At 33.1% G+C, this 25,880-nt stretch carries 25 protein-coding genes, 1 pseudogene and 1 riboswitch; of the genes and pseudogenes, 5 read left to right on the top strand and 21 right to left on the bottom strand.

Translation table 11 applies throughout. The features are described from left to right. Positions 1-7: 7 nt before the first annotated feature. Positions 8-180, bottom strand: a riboswitch (cobalamin riboswitch). A 134-nt stretch (positions 181-314) separates the two neighbouring features. From LN736_RS03565 to LN736_RS03545, 5 genes are all read right to left on the bottom strand, one after another. Then, positions 315-1,139, bottom strand: coding sequence for a family 1 encapsulin nanocompartment shell protein (locus LN736_RS03565; protein WP_179977078.1), 825 nt, complete (start codon positions 1,137-1,139; stop codon positions 315-317). Between the two features lie 14 nt (positions 1,140-1,153). Continuing rightward, positions 1,154-1,531, bottom strand: a complete 378-nt coding sequence (locus LN736_RS03560) for a demethoxyubiquinone hydroxylase family protein (protein WP_150356289.1) — start codon at positions 1,529-1,531, stop codon at positions 1,154-1,156. Positions 1,532-1,678: 147 nt separating this feature from the next. Further along, positions 1,679-2,818: a Ger(x)C family spore germination protein gene (locus tag LN736_RS03555; protein ID WP_150356288.1), complete on the bottom strand. Its 1,140-nt coding sequence runs from the start codon at positions 2,816-2,818 to the stop codon at positions 1,679-1,681. Further along, positions 2,805-3,899 carry a GerAB/ArcD/ProY family transporter gene (locus LN736_RS03550; protein WP_150356287.1) on the bottom strand — a complete coding sequence of 365 codons (1,095 nt, stop codon included), beginning with the start codon at positions 3,897-3,899 and terminating at the stop codon, positions 2,805-2,807. Before LN736_RS03550 ends, LN736_RS03555 begins: the two co-directional genes overlap by 14 nt. Beyond that, positions 3,899-5,380, bottom strand: coding sequence for a spore germination protein (locus tag LN736_RS03545; RefSeq protein WP_150356286.1), 1,482 nt, complete (start codon positions 5,378-5,380; stop codon positions 3,899-3,901). Before LN736_RS03545 ends, LN736_RS03550 begins: the two co-directional genes overlap by 1 nt. 157 nt (positions 5,381-5,537) lie before the next feature. Here LN736_RS03545 and LN736_RS03540 point away from each other — a divergent pair, with 157 nt between their 5' ends. The 3 genes from LN736_RS03540 (at position 5,538) to pepV (ending at position 9,567) form a co-directional block, all read left to right on the top strand. After that, positions 5,538-6,503 carry a sulfide/dihydroorotate dehydrogenase-like FAD/NAD-binding protein gene (locus LN736_RS03540; RefSeq protein WP_150356285.1) on the top strand — a complete coding sequence of 322 codons (966 nt, stop codon included), beginning with the start codon at positions 5,538-5,540 and terminating at the stop codon, positions 6,501-6,503. Positions 6,504-6,516: 13 nt separating this feature from the next. After that, positions 6,517-7,794: an FAD-dependent oxidoreductase gene (locus tag LN736_RS03535; RefSeq protein WP_150356284.1), complete on the top strand. Its 1,278-nt coding sequence runs from the start codon at positions 6,517-6,519 to the stop codon at positions 7,792-7,794. Positions 7,795-8,172: 378 nt separating this feature from the next. Then, positions 8,173-9,567, top strand: a complete 1,395-nt coding sequence (gene pepV, locus LN736_RS03530; protein WP_150356283.1) for a dipeptidase PepV — start codon at positions 8,173-8,175, stop codon at positions 9,565-9,567. Positions 9,568-9,635: 68 nt separating this feature from the next. Here the strand turns inward: pepV and LN736_RS03525 are convergent, their stop codons facing one another. The 3 genes from LN736_RS03525 to LN736_RS03515 all read right to left on the bottom strand — a co-directional run bounded on the left by LN736_RS03525 (position 9,636) and on the right by LN736_RS03515 (position 11,927). Then, the gene (locus LN736_RS03525) at positions 9,636-9,884 is read right to left on the bottom strand and encodes a late competence development ComFB family protein (RefSeq protein WP_378061022.1); all 249 of its coding nucleotides are present in this window, start codon (positions 9,882-9,884) and stop codon (positions 9,636-9,638) included. Positions 9,885-10,053: 169 nt separating this feature from the next. Continuing rightward, on the bottom strand, positions 10,054-10,359 hold the full coding sequence (locus LN736_RS03520; RefSeq protein WP_150356282.1) for a FlxA-like family protein: 306 nt from the start codon (positions 10,357-10,359) through the stop codon (positions 10,054-10,056). A 152-nt stretch (positions 10,360-10,511) separates the two neighbouring features. Beyond that, positions 10,512-11,927, bottom strand: a complete 1,416-nt coding sequence (locus tag LN736_RS03515) for a Na+/H+ antiporter NhaC family protein (RefSeq protein WP_326839064.1) — start codon at positions 11,925-11,927, stop codon at positions 10,512-10,514. A 296-nt stretch (positions 11,928-12,223) separates the two neighbouring features. Here LN736_RS03515 and LN736_RS19290 point away from each other — a divergent pair, with 296 nt between their 5' ends. Beyond that, complete coding sequence (locus tag LN736_RS19290; RefSeq protein WP_442870508.1) at positions 12,224-14,401, top strand: methionine gamma-lyase; 2,178 nt, start codon at positions 12,224-12,226, stop codon at positions 14,399-14,401. Between the two features lie 81 nt (positions 14,402-14,482). Here LN736_RS19290 and LN736_RS03500 read toward each other — a convergent pair whose 3' ends face one another. The 5 genes from LN736_RS03500 to LN736_RS03480 all read right to left on the bottom strand — a co-directional run bounded on the left by LN736_RS03500 (position 14,483) and on the right by LN736_RS03480 (position 17,743). Then, positions 14,483-14,848: a DUF4351 domain-containing protein gene (locus tag LN736_RS03500; protein ID WP_229980870.1), complete on the bottom strand. Its 366-nt coding sequence runs from the start codon at positions 14,846-14,848 to the stop codon at positions 14,483-14,485. A gap of 18 nt (positions 14,849-14,866) precedes the next feature. Further along, positions 14,867-15,949: a nicotinate-nucleotide--dimethylbenzimidazole phosphoribosyltransferase gene (gene cobT / locus LN736_RS03495; protein ID WP_229980868.1), complete on the bottom strand. Its 1,083-nt coding sequence runs from the start codon at positions 15,947-15,949 to the stop codon at positions 14,867-14,869. A gap of 229 nt (positions 15,950-16,178) precedes the next feature. After that, the gene (locus tag LN736_RS03490; RefSeq protein ID WP_229980866.1) at positions 16,179-17,009 is read right to left on the bottom strand and encodes a hypothetical protein; all 831 of its coding nucleotides are present in this window, start codon (positions 17,007-17,009) and stop codon (positions 16,179-16,181) included. A gap of 258 nt (positions 17,010-17,267) precedes the next feature. Further along, the gene (locus LN736_RS03485) at positions 17,268-17,552 is read right to left on the bottom strand and encodes a DUF4351 domain-containing protein (RefSeq protein WP_229980864.1); all 285 of its coding nucleotides are present in this window, start codon (positions 17,550-17,552) and stop codon (positions 17,268-17,270) included. Between the two features lie 17 nt (positions 17,553-17,569). Continuing rightward, a complete protein-coding gene (locus LN736_RS03480; RefSeq protein ID WP_229980862.1) occupies positions 17,570-17,743 on the bottom strand; it encodes a hypothetical protein in 174 nt (57 codons plus the stop codon). On the opposite strand from LN736_RS03480, the pseudogene LN736_RS19180 reads away from it, so the two are divergent. After that, positions 17,709-18,070, top strand: a pseudogene (locus LN736_RS19180) (AAA family ATPase). The gene LN736_RS03480 and the pseudogene LN736_RS19180 sit on opposite strands and share 35 nt — an antisense overlap. A gap of 281 nt (positions 18,071-18,351) precedes the next feature. Here LN736_RS19180 and cmr5 read toward each other — a convergent pair. The 8 genes from cmr5 to cmr4 (LN736_RS03435) are packed head-to-tail and all read right to left on the bottom strand — an operon-like array spanning position 18,352 to position 25,876. Further along, positions 18,352-18,750 carry a type III-B CRISPR module-associated protein Cmr5 gene (cmr5, locus tag LN736_RS03470; RefSeq protein ID WP_150356278.1) on the bottom strand — a complete coding sequence of 133 codons (399 nt, stop codon included), beginning with the start codon at positions 18,748-18,750 and terminating at the stop codon, positions 18,352-18,354. Next, on the bottom strand, positions 18,743-19,621 hold the full coding sequence (cmr4, locus tag LN736_RS03465; protein WP_229980860.1) for a type III-B CRISPR module RAMP protein Cmr4: 879 nt from the start codon (positions 19,619-19,621) through the stop codon (positions 18,743-18,745). Before cmr4 (LN736_RS03465) ends, cmr5 begins: the two co-directional genes overlap by 8 nt. Positions 19,622-19,636: 15 nt before the next feature. Further along, positions 19,637-21,100 (bottom strand): hypothetical protein, encoded by a 1,464-nt coding sequence (locus tag LN736_RS03460; RefSeq protein ID WP_229980858.1) that lies wholly within the window; start codon positions 21,098-21,100, stop codon positions 19,637-19,639. Next, a complete protein-coding gene (locus tag LN736_RS03455; RefSeq protein WP_229980856.1) occupies positions 21,097-22,167 on the bottom strand; it encodes a type III-B CRISPR module-associated Cmr3 family protein in 1,071 nt (356 codons plus the stop codon). Before LN736_RS03455 ends, LN736_RS03460 begins: the two co-directional genes overlap by 4 nt. Beyond that, positions 22,164-23,705: a Cas10/Cmr2 second palm domain-containing protein gene (locus LN736_RS03450; RefSeq protein WP_229980854.1), complete on the bottom strand. Its 1,542-nt coding sequence runs from the start codon at positions 23,703-23,705 to the stop codon at positions 22,164-22,166. The genes LN736_RS03455 and LN736_RS03450 overlap by 4 nt, the downstream gene beginning before the upstream one ends. A 13-nt stretch (positions 23,706-23,718) precedes the next feature. Continuing rightward, positions 23,719-24,543 (bottom strand): type III-B CRISPR module RAMP protein Cmr6, encoded by an 825-nt coding sequence (cmr6, locus tag LN736_RS03445; protein WP_150356273.1) that lies wholly within the window; start codon positions 24,541-24,543, stop codon positions 23,719-23,721. After that, positions 24,543-24,926, bottom strand: a complete 384-nt coding sequence (locus LN736_RS03440) for a type III-B CRISPR module-associated protein Cmr5 (RefSeq protein ID WP_150356272.1) — start codon at positions 24,924-24,926, stop codon at positions 24,543-24,545. The genes cmr6 and LN736_RS03440 overlap by 1 nt, the downstream gene beginning before the upstream one ends. A 2-nt stretch (positions 24,927-24,928) precedes the next feature. Continuing rightward, positions 24,929-25,876 (bottom strand): type III-B CRISPR module RAMP protein Cmr4, encoded by a 948-nt coding sequence (gene cmr4 / locus LN736_RS03435; RefSeq protein ID WP_150356271.1) that lies wholly within the window; start codon positions 25,874-25,876, stop codon positions 24,929-24,931. Positions 25,877-25,880 lie beyond the last annotated feature (4 nt).

Here is a 25,880-nt window from a genome sequence, read left to right as displayed (position 1 = left end):
GAGTCGAATGGTCACTAATATATAGGCAGGTCTTCTGACTTGGATTCATCACCCTTATAGCCTTCCCAGTTTCCCAGTGGCATATTTTATAAGGGCTCCTCTTTCACAGCGGCGGGACCGTGCAGACTTTTCATCTTGCTTTCCTTTTAAGTAAAATTCACCTATATATTTTTCTTTTATTTTTTAATAAAGTTATTATATGACAAATTCAGTTTCTCACAAACTCACAGAATTGTCAAGCACAATCACAATATATTGTATCGTAAAAAAGAAACAAATTCCCTAAAGAATTTGCTTCTCTAATTAAAATCCAATCATTCAAAAATAACTATGGATTTTCTGTTTTTAATTCTCAAAAGCACCGTTTCTAAAACTCTAAGAGTATGATTTAATTCCCTGAGTTCAAGGTATGCTGTTGCTATATCCTGACCTATTACAATGTCTATATAATTAGGTTCAGTACATAAAAGTGCCCCCTTATTTGTTCCAAGAACAGGACTTGTAAATATATTCCCATTCAGGAGCTTACCAATTCTATCAATTTCAAGCACTCCTGTTCCAGGTTGTATACGCTGCATCTGCAGGTACAGATCAGGACTTACAATTAATGCGAGTCTTCCATAAATACCCTGCTTGGTCAAAATTTCGACAGCTGAAGCAATATCCGTAAATGGATTTTCTCCCGATTTCCATTCACTCTTCTCTACTTTATTAGTACCCTTTGCATTAAAAATTCCCTCATATCCAAAATTCTCATTTCCCAGGAAAATCAGCTTGTCCTCTTTTCGCGCACATGCTTCTGCAGCGGACACAGCTGCTGATAGATCCAGTGGATAACCCAGTTTTTCACTGTTTTCAATGTCTCTCCAAAGAAGAGTGAAATCACTATACACAAGTGGTATCTCCTCATATTTTCTGTTCTTAATTCTCGATATTCCCTCTGAAGTTTCCTCTTCTATCGATCCGCTCTCATCAAGATTGTCCGAACTTATACTTTGTATACCCGCACCAAGAGGTCCAAAAATATCTAAAAAACGTCTTCCAATCAACACGCGGCTTGCAGTATTAACAACTGTATCATCTATTTTTCCCCACAAATCATCTGAAAAAGGTGCACTTTCTCTTGATAAATAATCCATGACTATTTCCCCCCTCAATCCTTTATCAAACTGCCCACAGTTTTATGGGCGGATTTGTCCTGACTAGGCTTTTCTTTTACTTCAGGAATTTGAATATTCAACTCTTCCATCATCTCTGCAACTTCTGTTTCACCGTCTGCAAAATGTTTTGCTTCTTCAGGATCAAGTATCTTCAACAAGGACATCAATTCACCTATATGTGCTTTCTCCTCATCCCTTATGTCTGCTATCACCTTCTTGGCTGCAGCATTATCTGTTGCCAGCACATGTGATTCATACAGATATATGGCCTCAAGTTCTCCTGCAATATCAAGTCTCACAGCCTGAATAAGCTCCTCTTTAGTCATCTTTCTGTCCACATTTCCTTGAAATGGATTTGCAAAATTTGGCATAGTAACCTACCTCCTCCTTGTACTTAGATTTATGAAATATTTTAAATTGTCATACATATTACCTTATACTGTAACCGCTAGCTTATTCTCCCTAGTAATATATATTATATAATAAATTGTTCTCCAATACAAATATGTGATCCAAAATTATTTTTCAAAAGAACCACGTCCCCAATTCTCTATAGATGCTTTCACATTTATATCTATATTGGAATTAAGCACTTCTTTGTTCCAATCCGTATTGCTCCATCTTCCATATTTAGCTGCAGCATATTGGCCAAGACCTATACAATCTGTTCTATACTCCGTCTTCATTTTATTTATAATTGAACAGCAATTCTTGCGTACCTTCTCTTCAATTTCATTTTCAAAGGTCTTTTTAACATCTTTATTTTTTGAAAGATCTTTAAAATAGGTATTTGTAATTATATCTCCTTTCAACCTTAAATTTATTGTAAAATGAAGTTTTCCTCCGATTTTATTTACATAGACTTTCTTTGATGAATACGCATAGAAGTCTGCATAATTTTTTGCAGTCTTTTGTAGACTCACAATTCCGCGGCCTTTATCATTTCCCATTAGATTAAGCCATTTGCTGTCATCAAAACTTGATTTTGCCACCATGCGTGATTCTTTAAATAAGGCCATGCCTGATACCTTTATATTGTCATCGATTATTTCAATGTAAGGTACTACAGGATTGATACCTTCAACATAAAGTGAAGTGTACAAATCCGTTATCTTTGTATCTTTTGGGAAAAAGGAATAATTATACTCATTTTTTAACAGGCCCTCTATAAAATCAGAGGAACTTGGATAACCTTTTACTTTATGGGAAAGCATATCCTCAGCCTTACATTTACATATTACAAAATAGCCTGTATCATTTAATTGGGGGTTTCTGAATAATATATCTATTACCGGTCCAATTCCGCAAACAGCACTGTCTTCACTTATTACATATACCTTTTCAAATCCAAATATGCTTTTTTTGTCTGATAAGGATTGTCTGTTCTCCCTGGTTTTACCTAAAGTTCCTCCAACTCCCCTTCTTATTGCACTACTTACCCTGATGTTCTCATCATTTTCACTGGTATCGCCAAATATATAGACGGACAAAGGTGTGCTGTATGATATTATATCAGGAGTTTCATATTCAATATCTGATCCTATTCCAGCTACTATTTCCAGGTTTTCAACCACATCTGAATCTTTTATCCCCGTTATAAAAAATGAAAATACTATAACTAATAACGGTATTATAATTAAAAATTTATTTTTTTTCATTTAAACCATCCTTTTTTATAAGTGCCATACAGCATACTATGGTCAGGTATGCTATATTGAATAAAGTGTATTTTGGAATTATAAATTTTAAAAAAGTTCTCCGAGATTCTTCATTTAGATATGTAGAAGATATCAATATTATAAGGGGATATATAATTACAGACAGTTTTTTTATCGAAGACCTTTTAAACAAATCCTGTAAAATAAATACAGATGCAAAGTAATTGTTGGAAATAGTTTTAAAATTTACTATACTCCACAGAAACATGAATATAAACCTGAAATTATTTATTATCGGTATTTCAATAGATTTAGCAGCTATAAGTACTGCCCAGAAAGATTTCTTTACTAAGTCTATTCCACAATAATATACTGTCAAAAAAGTTAAGGATGAATACAAGATCACTATAAATAGTACACCTTTTAACGCACAGCTTCTAAAGTTTTCTTTATCGCTTAACAGAGGATAAAACAAAAAAATTATTTCCGTACCACCATATGAGAAACACGATTCAATGCTTCCTCTGAGCAAAAGTTTAGTATTCAGATCAAATATAGGAAGTACATTTATAAGTTTTCCTTTGCCCAGTGCAACAAGTGAGATAAGAGAAACCACTATAGTAAATATAAAGATCAGTTCATTTATACTTGCCAAAGGTTTTAATCCGCTGTAACTCGATATGGCTCCTAGAAACACTATAAATATAAGTAATCTCACAGGAACCATAAAATACATTATAAAAGTTGTCAAAAGAATGGTCAGCCCGGATGCAACAGCCGTAGTGTACAGTACAAAATTAGACATAAAGATCAAATTTAGAAAGTTTCCTAAAAAAGTTCCTAAAAATTGTCTGCTCAACTGTAATATATTCTTATCTGGGAACTTTTTCTGCAATATACACGCAATATACACCAGATATAGAGGATAGACTCCACCGATAATAACTGAAATCCAGCCATTTTGCTTGGCTATTTGAGTTACTTCATTTGGAAGACTTATCAAACCTATGCCTACAGCAGTACCCGTTAAAATACAAAGCAGCTGATATGAAGTTATTTTATTTTCTAGGCTGTTCTGCATCAATGCTTCCTCCTGAATTTTTTCATAGAGCCTCCGTGCCTGATCTTGTTTTTATTTGGTATAGCTTCAGGCCTCTCATCCATATTCCACAACTGTGCCCTGATGAATATATCCTTCAAGTCGTTCCTTTTAAAAGACAGATACTGTACTCCAAAACTGTTCATTGAAAACAGATGTAACAAAATGAGATACCAGCCAGCAGCAATACCTACAATTCCAAATATATCAGCAAGTATTATCATCGGGAACCTCACTATACGTATAGAAAGTGACATGTCATAATTGGGAATGACGAATGTTCCAATTACAGCTGTTCCCACAACTACAAGAGTAGCAGGACTAACCAGACGCGCTCTTAATGCCGCATCGCCAATAATAAACCCTCCAACTAAACTAAGAGTTTGCCCTATTTTGCCCGGAAGCCTCAATCCTCCTTCTCTTAAAAATTCCACTACCATTTCCATGGACAATATTTCAATTAGAGGAGTCAATAACAGCCCCCTTCTTGTAGATACTAAAGGCAGGAGAAATTGTATCGGTATAAGCTCTGCATTAAATTTTATAAAAGACAGATAGGCAGCAGGAAGAGTTATAACTAAAATAACTGCGATCAACCTCAAAATCCTAATCAAGGAAGATAATACACTTCTTTCATAATAGTCCTCTATTGCCTGAAAGAATTCTGTGAACAATGCCGGTACTACAAGAGCATAAGGTGTCCCCTGGCACAGTATTACAGCTCTTCCTTCCATTAAATCATTTATGACTATATCAGGCCTCTCAGTTGCAAAACATTGAGGGAACAAACTGCAGGGATGATCTTCTATATACTGTTCTACAATACCCACCCCCGTTATCGAATCCACATCTATAACAGCCAGCCTATCACGTATGTTTTTCATGATCTTCTCATCTGCAATACTGTCTATATATATCAATTTTATATCTGTTTGAGTATATTTCCCCAAGGTAAAATTTTCGATAGTGAGATCCGGATGTTTTATTATCCTCCTAATCAAGCTTACATTTGTTTCCAGGTTTTCAACAAATCCTTCTCTCGATCCCCTGACTGCATACTCATTCAAAGGCTCTGATATCTGCCTGTATTTTCCGTCCCTTGTATCTATTATTATAAATTCACTTATATGTTCTATAATCAACACAGTATCTCCACGTTTCAAGGCAAATATGGCCTGAGCAATATCCTTTTCTATAAGCGTATTACTTGAAGTTATATATTTCTTGCATATTGTACTGCACAGATTCGACGACAGGTACAAATTGTCATCTGTATGCAGCATAAGGGGATTTAATATGTTTCGATTTATAGATTCTTTGTCTGCAAGAGAATTTACATAAATAAGTACTGCCTGTATTGGAAGCTTATATCCTATTTCAAAGGACCTTGTTATAACCGTTTCTGTATCTCCAAGGCCGCTGATGATCCTCTGTATATTGCCGTTTATACTGAAATTATCCATAAGTATCACCCCTAGTAGTTTTAGCTTGTTTAAAAATATTATGCAGACTACTTCAAAATAAAAATACGTCATTTCAATATCCATGAGAAGTAACAAAAATTCTGCTGGAAAATAATCTAATATTATACAGCTTATATTATAGACGGAGGTTATTTTTATGAATTGTATCGATGCTGGAGGTGAATACTGCCCATGTCATCTTGCAGAAACCCTGGATTGCGTGCTCTGCTCACAACTCTCGGGTGAAAAATTCTGTCAGTGCAAAAACTGGTGCGGCGTTTGCATATATGATAAATATATATCCAATGGCAGTAAGGCTCAAAATCTGCGAAGAACTTATACATGTACAATATTAAAAAAGAAAACTCCTGATAAAAATTTATGCATACTCACTTTAAAAGCTCCTGAAGATCTAACAAGAGAACTTGTTTACCCAGGAAGTTTCGTATTCCTAAAAAATACTGAAAATCCGGTTTATTATGATGTTCCGATATCAATAATGGAGGCTGATGTCATCAGAAACACCCTGAAGATCGCCATAAAACTGAATGGAATCAAGACTAAAAATTTATTTTCTTTAAATGAAAACGACAGGATATCAGTACGGGGTCCTTTTTTCAACGGAATAATGGGTCTTTCAAATATATATGAAGCTAAAAATGGCACCTCACTGATTATAGCCTGCGGCATAGGAATTGCGCCTTCAATTCCCATTATGAAAAAACTGCACTCAAACAACAACAAGATTATCTCCTTCATAGACACCCAATTCAAAAATAATTTCAGCGAAAAATACCTCAATGACTACAGTTCTAAAATTGTAAACTGCAGAATACTTGAAAATGGATACCTTACAGAAAACTTCAAATCCATTCTAAAAGACTGTCTATCCGGAGGAAATATAAATCTCATCCACTGCGGCGGTCCAGATATTCTAATATACAGAATTATTCAATTTGCCGATAAGTCAATTGCTCTTTCCTGCTGCAACAATTCCAAAATGAACTGCGGTGAGGGCATATGTTCCAGCTGTACCAAGCATTACAAAAATGATGTAGTGAAGAGGTTATGCAAGGTACAAATGGATCCCAGGGAATTATTTAAAGATAGAAAATTTATATAGGAGGTCATTTTTTATGAAGGTAATAGTGATTGGAGCTGGCTGGTCCGGATGTGCAGCAGCTTTAACAGCAGTGAAAGCAGGTGCCGAGGTGGTTATTTATGAAAAAACCGATATGGTTCTCGGACTTGGAAATGTAGGAGGAATAATGAGAAACAACGGCAGATACACAGCTGCCGAGGAAATAACAGCTCTAGGAGCAGGAGATCTCATAGGCATTACAGACAAGCTTACCAGGCATAAAAATCTGGATTTTCCAAATCATGCACATGCATGGCTTTACGATGTAAATAAGATAGAGCCCGAAGTCAGAAAATATATCTTAAGCAAAGGTATAAAGATAAATTTTGAATCACGGGTAGTGGATGTTAAAATGGATGGCAGTAAAATCAAAGGTATATATACCTCAACCGGGAATTATGAGGAAGCAGATGTATTTGTTGAAACTACCGGTTCTACAGGTCCCATGGGAAACTGTATAAGATACGGCAACGGATGTTCCATGTGTGTACTCAGGTGTCCATCCTTCGGTCCGAGAGTTAGCATAAGTAAGTGTGCCGGTATAGATGATCTTCACGGTGAGAGGACAGATGGAAATTACGGAGCTTTCAGCGGTTCCTGCAAATTAGCCAAAGAAACCCTGGATAAAGAACTTGTGAATGAACTCGAGAAAAAAGGGGTAGTTGTTTTAAAGGTTCCAAAGGAGGATGTAAATTTAGACAAACTAAAGGCAAAGGTATGCCAACAGTATGCCCTAAAAGAATTTGCAGAAAATATAATCCTACTTGATACGGGACATGTAAAGCTCATGACCTCATATTACCCGCTGAGTAAGCTCAGAAAAATACACGGACTCGAAAACGTAAAATTCATCGATCCCTATTCCGGCGGAAAGGGAAATTCCATAAGATATCTTTCTGTAGCTCCCGTATCCAATGATTTGAAAGTAGTGGGCCTTGAAAATCTTTTCTGCGGCGGCGAAAAAAGCGGATTATTTGTGGGACACACTGAAGCTATATGTACGGGATCACTAGCAGGCCATAATGCAGTGAGATCTGCACTTAAATTTCCAACTCTTGTTTTGCCCGCAGATACCGCTGTAGGCGACATAATAAGTTATGCCAACAGCAGAATAAAAACTCCTGAAGGCAGAAAAAACAGATATACTTTTGCCGGGGCAGAATATTTTAACAGGATGAAAGAAAAGGGATTATATTCCATAGATACCGGTAGAATCCGAAATAGAATCAAAAAACTCCAGCTTCTGGGCATCTTCAATAAAAGGCTGACATAAATCTCACAAATTTCCAGATTCCATTTAAAACAGGGAAGATGTCCGGGGATGTATAAACAAGCCCTGGACATCTTCCCTGTTGTCTTATTCGAAAGCTGTCATTGCTAATACTTACGGAAATAAACACTGCTGCACACCTAGATAAGTTGATCCCTATGTTCGCAGTAGTCTGCCAATAAAATAAAAACAAGATGTGCTAAATTTAAGAAAATTGAATTAAATTAATCATAAAAATAAATTCAATCAATAAAAAATTCATGCATATTGAAAAATTACAGAAAAAGGTATACAATAATCATGTTAAATAAATTATGAACGAACTCCAGCTGGATCCATCAATAACTTGATAAAGAGTATCAAAAACAAGGAGGAATATGCATGCAACTTAATAAAAAAATCGATGAGATGAAAGAAGAATTGATTAAGGCAACTCAAGAGGTAGTTAAAATCAAAAGCACCCAGGGTGAAGGAAAACCAGGCATTCCTTTTGGCGAAGGCGTAGGGAAAACTCTGGATAAGGCTCTCGAAATTGCAGCCGATCTTGGGTTCAAAACATATAAGGAAGAGGATGGATACTACGGATATGCAGAATATGGTGAAGGAGAAGATTATGTAGCAGTTCTCGGACATATGGATGTAGTGCCGGAAGGAGACAATTGGATTCATCCACCTTATGGGGCTGAAATTCATGAAGACAAGATTTACGGAAGGGGTACATTGGACGACAAAGGTCCAACAATTGCATCCCTTTTCGGACTAAAGGCCATAAAAGATCTTAAAATACCGCTTTCAAAAAAAGTAAGAGTTATTTTCGGAACAAATGAAGAAACTGGAAGTTCTGAAATGCACGTTTATAATAAAAAGGAAAAGGCTCCTATATCCGGATTTACTCCAGATGCCATGTATCCACTTATAAATGCTGAAAAGGGCATAAGAAGATTTCACGTTGTCAAAAAATTAAGTTCTTGTTGTAATTGTGAAATCAAAATCAAATCATTAAAAGGCGGAATAAGGCCCAACATGGTACCCGATAAATGTGAAACTGTGATAGCCACAAAAGACACAGAAAGTATTGTCAAAGCAGTAAAGGAATTTGCAGATAAAAAAGGCTACAACATGAAAACCGAAATAGTAAACAACGGCGTAGTTTTGCATACCTTTGGAGTAGGAGCTCATGGAAGTACACCTGAATTGGGTAAAAATGCCATAATGCAGACTTTTGACTTTTTAGGAACTATTGTAAAAAAATCTTCTCCTCTCGCAGACTATATAAACTTCTTCAACAAGTACATCGGATTTGATACAGAGGGTATTTCACTTGAAATAGCCTGCAAAGACAAACCCTCGGGAAAATTATCCTGGAATGTAGGAGTTGCCGAAATCGATGAAGAAGCAGCTGACCTGTGGATAGACATGAGATATCCCGTTACTGTGGAAGGTGAAAAAATCATGGACACCCTTTCCAAAAAATTTGCAGAGTGTGGTGCAAAAATAGAAAGAGTGGCAGCTGATGAACCTCTTTATTTTTCAGAAGACAGTAAATTGGTCAAAACCCTGCTTAAAGTTTATACTGAACAGACGGGTAAGGAAGGAAAAGCTTATGGAATAGGCGGAGGAACTTACGCCAAAGAACTTCCAAATATAATTGGATTTGGACCAATATTCCCCGGGAAACCGGATCTTGACCATCAGGCCAATGAATACATCGAAATAGGAGATCTAATAACGAACGCCAAAATATATGCTCATGCAATATACGAACTTGCAAAATAATTCACAGTCATAATTGTTTCTAAAAGAAAAAAACTCAATATTTCCAGCGTCTAAATGACGCTGGTTTTTTAACAATCATGTGGGTTTTCAGATACTATATTTATAGCCAATGCTATTTCCTTTATCACATTAGTGTTAAATTCTCTGGAAAGCTCGTTAATTTTAGTATATAAAAGCCCCTTTTCCGTAGATATATATCTAGGCTTAAGGTTGTTCAAAACTATAGCCTTTATATCATCAATACACTTGGGGCATTTACATATATTGTCATAGTTTTTTAAAACCTCAGGCAAAAGTTTATCCACCACATCCTCCATATAATTTTTTACCAGCTGGCTCACCTTCTTAAATTGTTCTACATTTTTATTATACCATTATACCATTCAAAAAAGATAAGCTTTGCAAACAAATCGTTATCATAAAAAAAAAGGTAAGTCTTAATCAGCTATTGACTTACCTTTTTCTTACATCATTTAATTTCCATAATCACGCAAATACATCGATTGTGCTATCTGAATTCTTGTCTGACAGATTATTGGAATTATCATTGCCGCTAACTTTTACATTCTCTATTTTCTGTGATTGCCCCTGTCGAAGCTGTGATTCCAATTGATACAGTTTGTTCTCCAATTCTTGAATTTTGACTTTCTTTGTTTTTTCATCATCCTTGCTTAAATTTTCCTGATTTATCTGCTGCTGAATACTTTCTATTTCACTTTCAAGCTTACTCGAATCATTACTATTAAATGATATTTGCGAACTTGATATGGATGAAATCGAAGAAATACCCATTAGTAAAACCTCCTTTCAAAATAATCATAGTAATTTTAGAACAACTTCCTTAATATTTTCTTAAAAATATTTCTCAAGTTCCTCTATTTCATCCATATCAAATATATTCTGAGTAAAAAATAAATTGATATTTGTTCATTACCCTCAGGAGTCTAAGCGCTTAATTTTACGCACCCCTTAGCCGGAGTTTTAAACTTTGGTATTCCAAATATTATGGCCAGCACTGATGCAACCCCCAAAAGATACGGATACCAGAGATATTTCATTATTAAAAATGGTGAAATTGCCGCAAGGCTGGAAGCAACCAAAAGCTGGGCACCATAAGGTATACATCCCTGTACAAAGCAGGCAAAGGTATCTAAAAGACTGGCAGATTTTCTTCTATCTACACCATATTTTTCAGATAAATCTTTAGCTAGTGAACCGACTATAATTATAGAAACAGTATTATTGGCAGTACATAGATCTACTAAACTAACCAGCACACCAATGCCAAATTCGGCACCTTTCTTGGAGTGAATTCTTTTTTGTATTGTATTCAGCAAAAAATCTATACCGCCGTTGAATTTTATCAATTCACCTATACCACCAATTAATATGGATATTATAGATATGTCTTCCATACCCGCAATACCTTTTGCACAAAGCTGAAATACCGTAAATATATCAAAAGAACCATAAATAAGACCTATTACAGCTGCTAATACGATACCTCCAACCAGCACCAATACTACGTTAAAGCCTGTTAAAGCCACTACCAGTACAGCTATGTAAGGCAGTATTTTAATAAACTGATAGTTATAAGCTCCTGTGTGATTGACCTGCATGCCAAAAGTTAAAAAGGAATATATGAGCAGAGTTATAACAGCTGCAGGAAATACTATTTTTATATTGGCCTTGAATTTGTCTACCATTTCACAATCCTGGGTTTTTGTAGCAGCTACAGTAGAATTTGATATCATAGACAGTCCATCGCCGAACATAGCTCCGCTGACAACAGCAGCAACTAAAAATGCAATGGGTAAACCCGTTTTCTGTGCAATCCCAATTGCAATAGGTGTTAGCGTCACTATAGTTCCAACAGAAGTTCCAAGTGACATGGATAAAAAAGAGCCAATTATAAATATACCAGCTACCATAAAGCCAGGTGGGAAAACAGCTAGTCCAAGATTTACAGTAGAATCCACAGCTCCCATAGCTTTGCTCACTTCCGCAAAAGCACCTGCCAGGATAAAAATCAAGCACATGAGTATTATGCTGGAATCTCCGGCACCTTTACAAAATCTTTCAACTTTTAATTCTATAGGTATTTTTCTGTTTTGAAGTATAGCTATAGTTGATGCAATTATTAAAGCTACAACTACTGGCATTTTATAAAAATCCTTCATCACAATTGAAACACCAAGAAATAGCACCATGAATACGGCCAAGGGTAGCAGTGCTATAGCATTACCTTTCTTTTCGTTCATTGTCCTGAATACCTCCTTCAATGTTTTTATGCAAATTTGAACATGTTTAATAATAGCACTTATTATGCCAAGGGACTTAAAAATTGCAATAGCTAGAATTTTAGCAAAATAATTTAACTATTAAAAAATTCGTAAACGTTTCAAACCACTTTGCCAATTAAACTGCAAAGAAATATTTACAACTGTAAAAATTTCTTTACAGTTATAATTTAATACTATTTAAAGGAAGTAACTACCTATATTGTCAATTTGCAGTCACTAATAGTTGACATTTAGACTATTAAATTATGTTATAGCATTTCATTTTTACTTGAAACAATTACTGTTTTAAATATAAAATTATATAGTAGGCATTTAATCAATTCACTATTATATTAAAAAGGAAAGTGGCGTTTATGAAAACTTACTTAAGACTTGAAATAATCTCACATGATCGAATAGGAATGGTTTTAGATATTTTAAAAAAGCTTTATGAAAATAACATCAGTATTCATTCTCTCGAGGTTTTTCCAAACAAAGTATACGTAAAGTCTGAAACCTTACAAGAAGAAAAAAAATCAAATACAATTGAAAATCTGCTCAATATAGATGGAGTTTTAAGAGTTCATGAAATCGAATTACTTTCTTATGAAAAAAACGAAAGGCGGCTTCGCGCCATTATAGATGCCGTACAAGATGGTATACTAGCTATAAACCACAGAGGAGAAATAGAACTCTTCAATAATTATTGTGAAAAAATATTTCACAGAAAAAAAGAAAATATAGTTGGGAAAAATATAAAAGAACTTTTAGGCTTCGATGGACCTATCATTAACCTTCTAAAAAGCGGTAAAAATTATGACAATATCGAAGTGCTTACAAAAGATGCCAAAGATGGTTTCCACTATATCACCTCAGGACGTTCTGTGAAAGATGATAGAGGGAAAACCATAGCTGCCGTTGCCTCACTTAAAGACATCAATGAGGCCTTAGAAATGTCAAATGTCATTACTTCAAAAGAAGAGTTTGCATTTAAAGATATTATAGGCAGCAGTCCCTCCATTATAAAAACTAAAAAGATATGTACATCTGTGGCAAAAAGCAATTCAACTATACTCCTTCGCGGTGAAAGCGGTACAGGCAAGGAATTATTTGCAAGGGCTATACATAAATTAAGCTCAAGAGCAGATAAGAATTTCACAGCTATAAATTGTGCCACCCTCCCGGATAATCTTATAGAAAGTGAACTTTTTGGGTATGTAAAAGGAAGTTTTACCGGTGCAGCAGAAAATGGCAAAGACGGTTTATTTAAGGCAGCAAATAATGGTACTTTATTCTTGGATGAAATAGGAGAACTGTCCCTTCCTCTTCAGGCAAAACTTCTAAGAGTTTTACAGGAAGGTACTATAAGAAAGATAGGCAGTACTGTAGAAGAAAAAATAGATGTAAGAATAATTGCGGCAACCAATAGAAATTTAGAAGATATGATCAAAAAAAATACTTTTAGAGAAGATTTATATTATAGGCTAAATGTAATACCTATATATATACACGGATATATATATTCCAGGCTTGGAAATCCAACTTGTTCAGAAGCTGAAGATAAATTAGCTTTACTAGAAGGCGGTGAAGCTGCCGTATCCACTTCATCTGGCATGGGAGCAATTTCTGCCGCACTTTGGACTGCACTTAAGGCTGGCGATCATGTAGTTGCATCAGACACTTTATATGGATGTACTTTTTCTCTTCTAAATCACGGCCTTACAAGATTCGGTGTTGATGTGACATTTGTTGACGCAACAAATATTGAAGATTTAAAAAAAGCTTTAAAACCAAACACTAAAGTTGTCTATCTCGAAACCCCAGCAAATCCAACATTAAAAATCAACGATATCAAAAAAATATCTGCTGCAGCCCACAAAAACAACAGGGACTGTCTTGTATTTGTAGACAATACTTTCTGTACTCCATATATCCAAAGGCCTCTGGAATTAGGTGCTGATGTAGTTGTTCATTCTGCAACCAAATACTTAAATGGCCATGGAGATGTTATCGCCGGATTTGCAGTTGGTAAAAAAGAATTCATAGATCAGGTTAAACTTTTCGGATTAAAAGATATGACAGGTGCAGTACTCAGTCCTTTTGACGCATACCTCATTATAAGAGGGATGAAAACTTTACCTATAAGAATGGAAAAACATTGTGAAAATGCCATGGAAGTTGCCAAGTTTTTGGAATCACATCCCGCTGTTTCTAAAGTATACTACCCTGGTCTTGAAAGCTTCGAATATCATGATCTAGCCAAATCTCAAATGAAACTTCCTGGTGCCATGATTTCCTTTGAATTAAAAGGCGGTGTAGCAGAAGGTGCACTAGTTATGAACAGCTTAAAACTAGCTACGCTTGCAGTAAGTCTGGGAGATGCTGAAACTCTTATCGAACATCCTGCTTCCATGACTCACTCCCCCTATTCAGCAGAAGAAAGACATGCTGCTGGAATAAGTGACGGCCTCGTAAGGTTATCTGTCGGCCTGGAAAATGCAGAAGATATAATAGATGACTTAAAACAAGCTCTTGATCTAATAGCAAAATAACCTTTAACTTTTTACACTAACAAATTATAAAAGCAGGATAATATATTTATCTATTATCCTGCTTCTAAATCTCTCACTAATTCAATTTTTAAAATATCTCTCCAGTTCTTCCGCCCTTTTCATATCAAATATATCCACAGCAATTTTATCAAGGGTTTCATCTGATAAATCATCTATCTTATGAACATAGTTCTCTGGAAGTTTGTTAAATTTTTTAGAAAGCATCTTGATAATTAATTCTGACTTACCTTCTTTTCTGCCTTCTTTCCTGTCTTCTTCCAGACCCTTCATCTTTCCTTCCTTTATAATGTTGTCTATAGTTTTACCTAAATTTGATACCATGGAATCCACCTCCCTCCGACTGGATTTTTCCAATATTTCCTCTGCCTTTATTCTGGATTCTCCATCCAACCTGAGTTTCATTATGCTTTTTAGCCAGGCTTTCAATATGCTTAGAACCTACACTTACGCTTTGATGCCTTTGCCTTTGCGGTATTCATTATCCATATTGACCTCTTCAAAGGTGCTCATGTTATTGATGACAGCCATGGCATTGCCCACAATTCCCATGGCGATCGGGCAGCCAGTACCCTCTCCAAGACGCATGCCGAGATTCAGCATCGGTTTTAATTCCATTGCATCTGCCGCAAGCCTGTACGCAGGTTCTTCAGAAATATGGGAGGGAATCATAAATTCCTTCGTAAGAGGATTGAATTTATATGCCAGCAATGCTGCGGCAATTGAAATCACACCATCGATAATCACCGGTTTTCGGTAATAAGCCGCGCCTATGTACAATCCTGTCATTGCCGCAATGTCAAGTCCGCCCACCTTGGAAAGTATGTCAACAACGTCGTCTGCATAAGGTTCATGCATAGCAAGTGCCGCAGTGATCACCCGCTTTTTATTTTCAAAAGCTTCGTCGCTCAGGCCGCCGCCTCTTCCAACCGCTTTTTCGGCATTGTTTATTCCAAGTGCCGCCATGATGCAGGCTGCCGCGGTGGAGGTGTTGCCCATGCCGACTTCGCCAGTTCCGATGATATCGTAGCCTTCACTGGATGCAGCTTTCGCAAATTCAAAACCCACTTCTATTGCTTTTAAAGCTATTTCACGGCTCATGGCCCTCTCCTTGTAAAAATCGTTAGTTCCGTTTGGCATAAGCCTTCTGTTATAAATATGGGGATCTTCAATTTCACCGATAATGCCCATATCAACAAGCCGAAGATCCACATGGTTGTACTCACAAAGAACATTTATCCCGCATTTTTTCCCTGAAGCATAGCCGCGCATTAAAAAGTTTGTAAAATATTGTGGAGCTGCGGTCACACCTTCCGCATAGATGCCATTATCCGCCCCGAACACGAAATGCACTTTTTTTTCTACACTGCTTTTTGCTTTGCCCGTAATGCCCGCCATCTGAATACTGATACTTTCAAGCACACCTAAACTACCAGCCGGTTTTACGAGACTGTCCTGCAGATTGCGTGCACACTCAGCCGCCTCTGTATTTAACCCTGTAATTTTTTCTGAAATTTCTTTAAGTACCATTTTACTGTCCCCCAATGTTTTTAAAATTTATGATGAACCGGTTTTCCCCAAAGCCTGGGCGACCGGTTATCTCTTTATTTTATTATAGCAGATTCTTATTAGCCTCAGCATCAATTTTTAATTTGTAATTTTGTCAATCACAGTTTACCATTTATCATCACTTATACATATATAAAAATAACGGAGCTGGATCTGATTTACACAAATCCAGCTCCGTGAACCAAAAATCTCATGTTAAAAGTGCTGAAGTTCTTTTTCTGTCCAAATTAGAGCTTTGGCAGTAAAGAGCTTCTGCTGCATTCTCAAGAATATCCTTGGAGTTGTTTATAATTTTGCTTTCAGTGTATCCATCAATTTCTTTCAAATCCGCCAGACCTTTAGCTGCCATTTCCACTATCATATCCTGATACATAGCATCATTTACCACAGACACCATCTGGCTTTTTATTTCATCGGAAGTATCATCCAGAGGTTTTATGAGCCTCTTTTCTATTTGAGCTGTATTTTCAAGTATTGATACAATACTCAAATCTCCCTCTATATGTATACCATGTATGTCCTCACTTTTATGACCGTCATCTCCATAAAAATTCAGACTTATATCCAGATTTCCCCTTACTACAATATTTGAGCCATGACTGGTCTCTATACTGACCTGTCTGCCTGCAAACAAGCTTTTATCACCAAATATATCATTCATTATATTGTCCATGCTATTTATAATCTCTCTCGCGTTTTTTTCTATTTTTTCCTTTTCATCTTCTGTACAGTTGACGTCATTATATTTTTCCGACAGTTTCTTCAAATCTTTGGACATATCCTTCAGCTCATCCACAGCTTTCCTTTTCTGCTGAAGAAGTGACATACCCTCCTGTATATGACTTTCGGCCAGCTGCCCCTTTCTAAGCTGCATCTTCAACTGATCCACTTTGAAATCATCAGCATCGAAAGGTTTTTGCTCCTTCATTCTTTCATTCAAATCACCCAGTGCATTTTTATTCTTTATGCGGATATTCATCATTTTATTTCTATTAATAACCCTTGAAATAATATTAATCATTTTAAGCTTTCCCCTTTTAACAATTTACCCTATTATCGTTCTCTGATTTTAATACATTAACCATTTCAGGAATCAGATTTCATTGTTAGTATTTTTAATAATAAAATTTCGGAATCAACCCTCTTTAAATTTAATTTCCAAAAATACCTTTTCCGCTGCCACTCATAAGTGGCAGAAATGTCATGGACAACATATCTTCTGGTGGATTTTCGGTGTCCACCGAAAATGTTCATCTACTATTAACTCTTAACTGAATTTCTAAAAATATCTCTCCAAGTCCTCTATCTTTTCTATATCAAATATATCCACACCAATGGCTTTAATTTTATCATTAGAAAAATTTTCTATTTTATCTTCATAATTCTCTGGCAATCCATTGAACTTTTTTCTCAACTGCTCAATAAGCAACTCTGCTTTTTCTTTCCTTCCCTCTTCTCTACCTTCTTCTTTTCCTTTCTGTTCAAGCTTTTTGTCAAGTTCGAATTTTTTCATCATATCCAGCAAAAATTCCATATTACTTTCACTTATTTTCGGCATTCCCATATCTTTATACACCTCATTCAGAGTGGTCTTATTTTTGCTATTTGTTCTTTTTCAAAGGAACCTTTCTCAAAAAAGTTATCTGCTGATGATATCTTTATGTCCTCAAACTTTAAAGAGGGTTTTGCAAGGCTTGAATATCTTAAAAGTTCAAGAGGTATTGGTACGGTTACCAGTGAACCCGGATGCGGCAAAACTACCCTCTTAAGAAAGTTTACTGCATCCTTAAACCAGCCTCTTTATAAATTTATATATTTTCCCCTTTCAACTGTCTCTGTTAGTGATTTCTACAGGGCATAGCCTATGGTCTTGGTAAAGAGCCCCGATTTCGCAAGGCTGATCTCTTTGCCCAACTGCAGCAGGCAATTCTCAATTTTTACTGCAATCAAAAAATCACTCCTGTTTTCATTCTTGATGAAATGCATATGGTTTCAAGTCATTTCCTAAATGATATCTGCCTTCTCTTCAATTTCAGAATGGATTCACAAAATCCTTTTATTATTTGCAAAACTTCAGCCTAAATATTGTGAAATTTATTTTTCATTATGTTCAAATAACCTGATAATCCTGCAAATTATTCCGGACTTTTATCTGCTTTATTCTGAATTTTCCCTGCTGATTTATTGTAAAAAATAACAAGAATGTATCAAATGTGTAACTTCTTCTCTGACTTCTTCTATTGAGCCACTTAAAAAGCAACCATTTGACAACATTCTGAAAACTCTTCACACCTCTTGTATAATAAGCCGATTTAATGGGGAAACCCTACTTTAATACTTTCAGACTTTAATTATTTTTACCTTTACATCGCTTCTGCTATCATCGATTCTGCATGTCTTTTATACCAAATGGATATTTGAATTGCTTCCTTAGTATAAATATAGTATCCACTATTATCCAAAGTTACTAATTTTTTTATTATATCTCCTCCATGATCATCTTCTATCCTATTCAACCAATCTTCAATCCATGAATACAAATATGAAAATTCATTTTTTCCATTATCTTTTTCTTTTATAAAATTTAATGTATTTAACAGTCCATTGTTTTTTATCAGCAAAGGTAATTTTCTACAGCAACTCCTCATTCTTTTCTTGTTATTATCATTTATATTACAATCTTTTAAGAATCTTTTTAAATTTATATAGGAAGTTATTGCCCTTTTCCTGTTTAAATCTATTATTCTACTTTTATTATCCATCAAAATTCATCCCCAAACTAATTATCTCAGCTAATCCTTTTCCCAATGTAGCATTTCCACCAATTTGTAGAATTTTCAATTGTCCATTAGAAAGCTTTTGCATAAACTTATTAAAAACTTGGTCTTTATTTTCTTTATCGAAAATATCATTGAATTTACTAATTATTCCATAAAATATAGTTTCAGAAGGGATATATTCTTGAGTAAACAGACTTTTATTTTTTGAAGCTTTTACATCATTATTTATTTCATTTCTCATAACAATTTCTGTATAATAAGTAACAAAATCAATAAAATTTTTATTAGATACAACTACAATTCTATTCAAAACAGTATTGAAATCCTGCATACCACAAAACATGTCTTCAAATTTTATTTTTCTTGTTTTAAATAAATAATCATTCAAATAAATATATTTAGGAATATTTTTATCAATATCAAATGGTATCAGCACCATATCATCTTTAACATATTTACATTCATCTATTAGCTCTCCCGATTTTTCTTCATTTATATCATAATCTGTATTATATAAAATACTCTCTTCAAAAAATCTTTCTAATATATAAGGACAGGATATTAGTAAATATATGTTCACAGATGATTTCACTGGAAAAAATAATAATTTTAAATCAGTAAATGCCAATTTCCCACTTTTTCCCTCTTTTCCAAACAACAATGGAATATCCTTTTCATTAAATAATTTTCTACAAGCTTCTCTCAAATCTCCTTTAAAAGTGGAGCTTTCAACTTTAGGTATATTTGTAGAAGACTCTCTTTGTACGGGCATATCCACCATTCCCAAACCTTCACTTGCTCCAACATGCATTGGTGCTATTGTTTTTAAAAAAAACATTTTTGACTTATTCATTTAAATCCCTCACTTTTATAGAGCCTCTTCATATAATTCTTTTAATTTCTCACCTATCTCATCTATACCCCAAACTTCCAGGTTAGCCCTTGCAGCTGCCCTCAATGCATATATAACTGTTGAATTATATTTTCCAATTTTTTCTCTATCGGCTTTATCTAAACTACTTTTATTTTTGAAAATTTTATTTATAAGTTTTCTATCATATTGCAGAATCGGCGTTATCAAAACAGGTTTCCCATATACACCACCTGCTGCATAAGCTGTATACTGTCTTGCTTTTGCAACATCACTTGACATTACTCCTGATTTGCACTCAAACAATACAACCTGTCCACTTTTTGATAATAATACTATATCAAATTCACATAATTGAGTAGTATCCTTTTCCTTAAACTTTTTATCTATTCTATTTAAATTAATACTATGATAAACTCCTATAAAATAATTTTTCATTTCAGGAATTTGTATTATAGTATTCACTATAGATGATATTGACATATACTCCAATATATATCCGAATTTATTTTGATTATCATTTCTCATATTTAATAATATATTCTTATCCTCATTATCAAATTCATTTTTAAAATCTTTTTTCTTAAGCTCGTTCCAAAACTTTTCAACTTTTTCCTCATTACATATCATGTTGCCATTTTTATCTTTATGTTTATTTAATTCTAAAAGCCTTTCTCTAAAAAATTCTCCAAGCTCCATATCATTTTCATTCCTATAATGTTTATAAATTTTCTCACATAATTTTAATTGTTTGCACTCTTTAGTATCAATATTTTTATTACAATCATCAAGAAAATTAATTAGTTCATTTTTTCTGTTTGTTATTTTAAATCCAGCCAATTGAAATACATCTCTTATATGTAAATTATCTATACTGTATTTTTCATCCAATATTTCATATTGAAATCCTGAATTGTTCAGTTTTCCATAAACTATCTTATTTGAATTTCCTTCCAAATACAATAAATAATCATTTTTCCTCTGATTTTTCTTTATAAATTCCTGTATGGCAAATACTGTACTTCTCTGGCCTCCCGTGATATTCCAAAGTATTTTATTTTCCGAAGATACCCCGTTCATATAATTACATATATTATCCAAAAATTTCAAGCCATCATCTTTATTTTTACTGATTATTTTTTTACAAAGCTCATCTTTTATGTATTTAACCTCTTTTCTCTCAATTTCAATAACATTTCTTTCATCTTCATCAGAATAGATTATATTAGATTCTCTTTTTTTAAGAACATCAAATAAATTTTTATCCCACTCTTTATTGTCAAACCGTTTAAAGACGCTATCCTTTTCTGATTCACTTTTCACAGTAATATTGAGTATTTTAATAGGTTTATTATAATTTTGTGATCTTACAACCTTAATTGGAATATAATTTACAATCTGATTTAAAGTTGAACATATGGCATATATATCTATATCTTCCCAAATATCTCTTAATTTCATAATTTATTTCCCCTTTCAAAAGGCATTATAATTACATTCCCAAATCCCTTAAATTTTTCTTTAGCATCTAGTATAAATTTATTATATATTTCACCAATCTTTTTACCTTTAAAACAATCATTTTCCAGTATTAAAACACTCCCTGCTGGAATAGCTTTATTTATAGTTTTCTGCTCCCCTAAAGCCATATCAAACCCACCAATATAATTTGGTCTTCCCGTAATTTTAATCAGTATTTTATCTTTTTTCTCCTTATTATCTTGTCCATCAATTATCATTGGACTTGTCAGAATAACTTTTATTTTATTGTTAAAAATAGTTATTCTATTAAAATATTTTTCTAAATCATCTAAGATATTTATAGATTTATCTGTAAATACAAGAGATGCTATTTTTGATTCGCCTCCAAGTTTTAAAATATCATTTTCAAAAGGAATATTTTCAGGATCAATTCTACATTTCACTATATATGAAAATCTCTTATCAGCAAACTCTACCATATTAACTCTGTACATAAAGTTATTTTTAGCACTCCCAATTCCTCTATCCATTTCAATTCCAGTTTTAATATATGTAGTAAAAAAATAATCTCTTGAATATAATTGAATTTTATTTATAAATCCCTTGTAGTAACTATTAATTAAATCATCCAACCCTATAAATTTTCCGTCAGCTCTTTCATATTTGCTTATATCACTTATAGGACTATAAAAATGATTATCTTTATAAATTCCCAAAGCCGTGCCAAATTTATTTTCAAAAAGATCTAAAGGAGCTTTTATAAACATCCGTTTTTTACCTTCATCATATAAATATATTCCATCTATTTTAAATACTTTTTCTAATTCCTTTGGAATATTACCTGACTTATTTTTTATATACTCTAAAATATATTTGAATTTTTTCTGTCTTAAAAGCATTGAAAATATAGCACCATAAAATACAGAAGGATACGGTATATCTAAGCTTTCTATATAATTGCCAAATCTTTTTTTAAAAATTGATCCACTTCTAAAGAACATAGTATCACTAGGCTTTATTTTAAAATAACATATTTTTTGCTTCAATTTTCCACCTTCTTTTCACACAGTACATAACCTGTTTCTCTAGAATATTTGTCTATTATGTGAAGTAAATTAAAATACCCGTTAATATCCATATAATAATCAGTAGAATTTACGTAAACAAATTCAGAAAACAGTAATTTCATTTTTGAAACATATTTTTCACAATTATTCTTGTCAGGAATCTTTCTACTTCCAACTATTTGGATTATATTATCCATAATATTTTTTAAAACCACATATTCTTCAAAATCCATATTTTCTCCAAGAAGCGATATCTGTCTTTCCACATCATATATCAGGCTGTGTGATATATGATTTTCAAAGCCATAAACCAATTTATCAATTGCTTTTATATTTTCCTTTTTATCTTTTAAATAAGTTATTCTAACATTACAGCTGGAATCTATAAGTGATAGCGCCAATGCACATTTACCATGATTTTTAAATTTTTCTTTGGTTTTTTCCAAACTTATCCTAGACAAGTTGATGACTTTTTTAAGTGGAATGGAAGTGTGGGAAATAACAATTGACTTGGATAAACTTAATTTTCTTTTATCCGCTAGTTCTTTAAATTCTTCATCAATTGATTCAATAAATTTAAAAAGCATGGAAAGAGGAGAAAAAAGCAATAAGTCATCTCCACCGGAATAAATATAAAGTTCATTTTTAAAATTAGTATTTCTTATTTTATCTTTTATTCTTTTACCAAATTCCAGTATTTCACCAGACATTTCTTTCTGGAAATTCAGCAAATCTTTTTTTTCATCCAAGTATTTCCCTGAAAAATGCTTTCCAAGATCATCGATATCAGCTTTAATCAAAGCATAATAACTGCTATTATTATCTGCTATACTGACGACAGAACTGTATCTTTGTTTTTCATTTGATGTTTTATTTATTCTCTTCTGAAAACAGCTCTCACATAGTATATCATCATAACATTTTTTATAACATTCACCTTTAAATTCATAATCTGCTTTATTTTTTACAAAAGGATTATTCTCTGAGATATACTTTCCCCTTCTAATCTCACAAACAGTACAATTATCTCTTTTTTTATCCTTATCAATATTATAATTTATTAACGATCTATCTTTGAATTTATCATTTTTATAGCTGTCCAATTTTCTGTATAAATTTTTATAGGCCTTTTTATAATCATTATCGGTATAATCTACAATTATAATATAAACATTTAAGTCAATAAACTTAAGTATTTCATTACTAGAATTTAAATCATTAATGTAATTCTTCAAGTTGTTTCTTACTTTTTTTTCAAGAGTATCATTATTTTCTTCACTTGAAATAATATTCAACAAAAAATAATTTGGTATATCATAGCTTTCATCTTCCAATCTAGAAGGCAGTAACAACTCAAGCTTTTCTATACAACTGATATGATCCTTTATAATTCTGTATATTTTCCTCAAATATTCAATTATGATACTGCTCCCATTATAAAAATCAACAGTTTTTCTTGCATTAGCTATAAAATTCTGAACACCTGACACTGTTACAAGCATTAATTTATTCTGCAAAGTTCTCCTCTCCCTATTTACATTTTATACGTCCATATCCTACAGAGGTCTTGGCTCCCAAAGGCATTTCCTTTAAAAAGCTTTTAAATTCATCTATTATATTTACATTATCCTTTCCATTTAAATTAAAACATTTATACTTGCATAAAATTATAATTTCAAATTCAGATCCTTTTTTTATTACTGGAAATTCTATAGGATTAGGTTCTAAATCATTTCGCGGCAATTTAGAATTAGAATAATATTCTCCGTAATGAGGTGTCATAACATCCACATCTATTTCAAAATTTTTAGGATAGCTATCCAGAAATATTATTTCACCTTTCTTGTCATTATTGCCAAACATTTTTATTATCTGTTCTGTATTTTCAACAGATTTTTTGTCATCATCATTAATTCTGTATTTATTATTTATATAATTTCTAAAAGCACCCTTTATGGAAGTTGCAGGTATAAAGGGAATACCATATATATGATCTAATTTAATAGATGTCTCCCTCACAGATATTTCACCATGTCCAATTACAAGTTTTGAACAATTCTCCACTTTTAGACATTCTGCCACCTCATATTTATATCTTTCTTTGTAATAATTCATAATTTTGTTGTTTTTAATGCTTATATATTCCATAAGGTTTCTATAATTATCAGAGTTACAATACTTGGGACATAAAATTTTTGCTTCATCCCCCTGCCATATTACATATTTGTTCATCAATAAATTGCAGTTAATATTTCTTATATTTAATGAAATATTTTCATGCTTTTTATTTTTACCATCATATAAATTATGAAACTTAAGATTATCTATATCAAAATACAATTTACTATAATCCATTATTTTAAATCTTCTCCTTTTTCGAGAACTGATATTAAATTTCTAAGTTGGATTGAAAAATCATATACATCTTTTTGCAGGAACATATAGCTGCTGCTGTCTAGTTCCATGACTTTATTTACTATTTCAATTTCCTTAACACTCTTTGAATTAAACCATGTATATGAAATATAATCACAAACAAACCTAAGCGTCAACATGTACTTCTTGTTCTTATTTTTAACATTTTTAAATTTTTTAATAAAATATTCAAGAGACGAAATAAGACCATTATTTCTAATCATCATAGGTAACTTTTTTATCCCAGGGATATCAAAATCATTTATTCTGTATTTTTCTTTAAAATTTTTGAATATAAATTTAGATTTTTCTCTATCATTCATAATTATTCTTCACATCCCAATTTATATAAACTAACAATACCTTTTCCAAGAGCTTCATTACCGCCAAAGTGAAGAATTTTTACATTTTTTAAATATTCTTCAAACACTTCACTTATTTTATCAATCTTACCACTATAATTTTTTCCGACTATATCTTTTACTTTTTCTTCTGATATCCTTATCTGCGTATCTAAAAATCCATACATTATGGATCCAACAGGAATATATTCTTCTGTAAATAAAGCTCCATCTTCTGAATCTACAACTCCATCAGATCCTATTCTAATTCTTGTATTAACCTCAGTACTCATATTTACAAAATAATCAAATACTTCATTGCTCACAACAACTATATCCTTTTTTAATTTATCGAAAATATAATTATCTTTTATATATTTTAAAAGTTTAAATATAGGTTGTTTAGAATTCTCGGGTAATTCTGTAACTTTATATCCAAACTCCTCCAGCCAGATATATCTTTCACTATTACGACTAATTATCAAGTTCGAATCATTTGAAATTATGTAAGCTGTATTTCCGGAAGGCATTACATCTTTAAGTTCTATTTTTGTAAATTTATTTTTACTATCAATATTCATAATCTCCAGATCTCTGTTAAACCTGTCAAGCACAAATGGACAAGTTATCCATCCAAAAATACCTTTAGCAGATTTCACCGGAAAAAATAAAATTTTGGCATCTGTAAATTTTAAACTTCCAGTATAAGCATCATTATTATCTTTATCAGGGCCAAAAAATATATTGGTATATTCCCTATTTTCCGTCTTATTTCCAAAATCACATCTAAAAATGCCCTTTATACCTGAAGATTCCATTTTGGGAAATCCAGTATGTTTTTCCCTTTGAACTGGCATGTCCACTAATCCCATTTCAGTACCCGATCCCATATGAAGAGGCGTTTCACATTTATATAACAATAATTCATTCATCCAT

This window comes from Clostridium aromativorans, from assembly GCF_020908015.1.
Taxonomy (GTDB): Bacteria; Bacillota; Clostridia; order Clostridiales; family Clostridiaceae; genus Clostridium_B; species Clostridium_B aromativorans.
Note: the sequence above shows the minus strand (reverse complement) of the source record. Positions and strands in the feature narration are given on the sequence as shown.

Excerpts from the sequence above, each read along its gene's own strand:
- LN736_RS03485 (WP_229980864.1), bottom strand. The coding sequence starts at position 17,552 with ATGGGAATGCCGAAAATAAGTGAAAGTAATATGGAATTTTTGCTGGAT.
- LN736_RS03440 (WP_150356272.1), bottom strand. The coding sequence starts at position 24,926 with ATGAATGATAGAGAAAAATCTAAATTTATATTCAAAAATTTTAAAGAA.
- LN736_RS03560 (WP_150356289.1), bottom strand. The coding sequence starts at position 1,531 with ATGCCAAATTTTGCAAATCCATTTCAAGGAAATGTGGACAGAAAGATG.
- cmr6 (WP_150356273.1), bottom strand. The coding sequence starts at position 24,543 with ATGGATTATAGTAAATTGTATTTTGATATAGATAATCTTAAGTTTCAT.
- LN736_RS03535 (WP_150356284.1), top strand. The coding sequence starts at position 6,517 with ATGAAGGTAATAGTGATTGGAGCTGGCTGGTCCGGATGTGCAGCAGCT.
- LN736_RS03565 (WP_179977078.1), bottom strand. The coding sequence starts at position 1,139 with ATGGATTATTTATCAAGAGAAAGTGCACCTTTTTCAGATGATTTGTGG.
- LN736_RS03555 (WP_150356288.1), bottom strand. The coding sequence starts at position 2,818 with ATGAAAAAAAATAAATTTTTAATTATAATACCGTTATTAGTTATAGTA.
- LN736_RS03545 (WP_150356286.1), bottom strand. The coding sequence starts at position 5,380 with ATGGATAATTTCAGTATAAACGGCAATATACAGAGGATCATCAGCGGC.
- cmr4 (WP_150356271.1), bottom strand. The coding sequence starts at position 25,876 with ATGAATGAATTATTGTTATATAAATGTGAAACGCCTCTTCATATGGGA.
- cmr5 (WP_150356278.1), bottom strand. The coding sequence starts at position 18,750 with ATGGATAATAAAAGTAGAATAATAGATTTAAACAGGAAAAGGGCAATA.
- LN736_RS03460 (WP_229980858.1), bottom strand. The coding sequence starts at position 21,100 with ATGAAATTAAGAGATATTTGGGAAGATATAGATATATATGCCATATGT.
- LN736_RS19290 (WP_442870508.1), top strand. The coding sequence starts at position 12,224 with ATGAAAACTTACTTAAGACTTGAAATAATCTCACATGATCGAATAGGA.
- LN736_RS03525 (WP_378061022.1), bottom strand. The coding sequence starts at position 9,884 with ATGGAGGATGTGGTGGATAAACTTTTGCCTGAGGTTTTAAAAAACTAT.
- LN736_RS03520 (WP_150356282.1), bottom strand. The coding sequence starts at position 10,359 with ATGGGTATTTCTTCGATTTCATCCATATCAAGTTCGCAAATATCATTT.
- LN736_RS03550 (WP_150356287.1), bottom strand. The coding sequence starts at position 3,899 with ATGCAGAACAGCCTAGAAAATAAAATAACTTCATATCAGCTGCTTTGT.
- LN736_RS03490 (WP_229980866.1), bottom strand. The coding sequence starts at position 17,009 with ATGATTAATATTATTTCAAGGGTTATTAATAGAAATAAAATGATGAAT.
- cobT (WP_229980868.1), bottom strand. The coding sequence starts at position 15,949 with ATGGTACTTAAAGAAATTTCAGAAAAAATTACAGGGTTAAATACAGAG.
- cmr4 (WP_229980860.1), bottom strand. The coding sequence starts at position 19,621 with ATGAATAAGTCAAAAATGTTTTTTTTAAAAACAATAGCACCAATGCAT.
- LN736_RS03540 (WP_150356285.1), top strand. The coding sequence starts at position 5,538 with ATGAATTGTATCGATGCTGGAGGTGAATACTGCCCATGTCATCTTGCA.
- pepV (WP_150356283.1), top strand. The coding sequence starts at position 8,173 with ATGCAACTTAATAAAAAAATCGATGAGATGAAAGAAGAATTGATTAAG.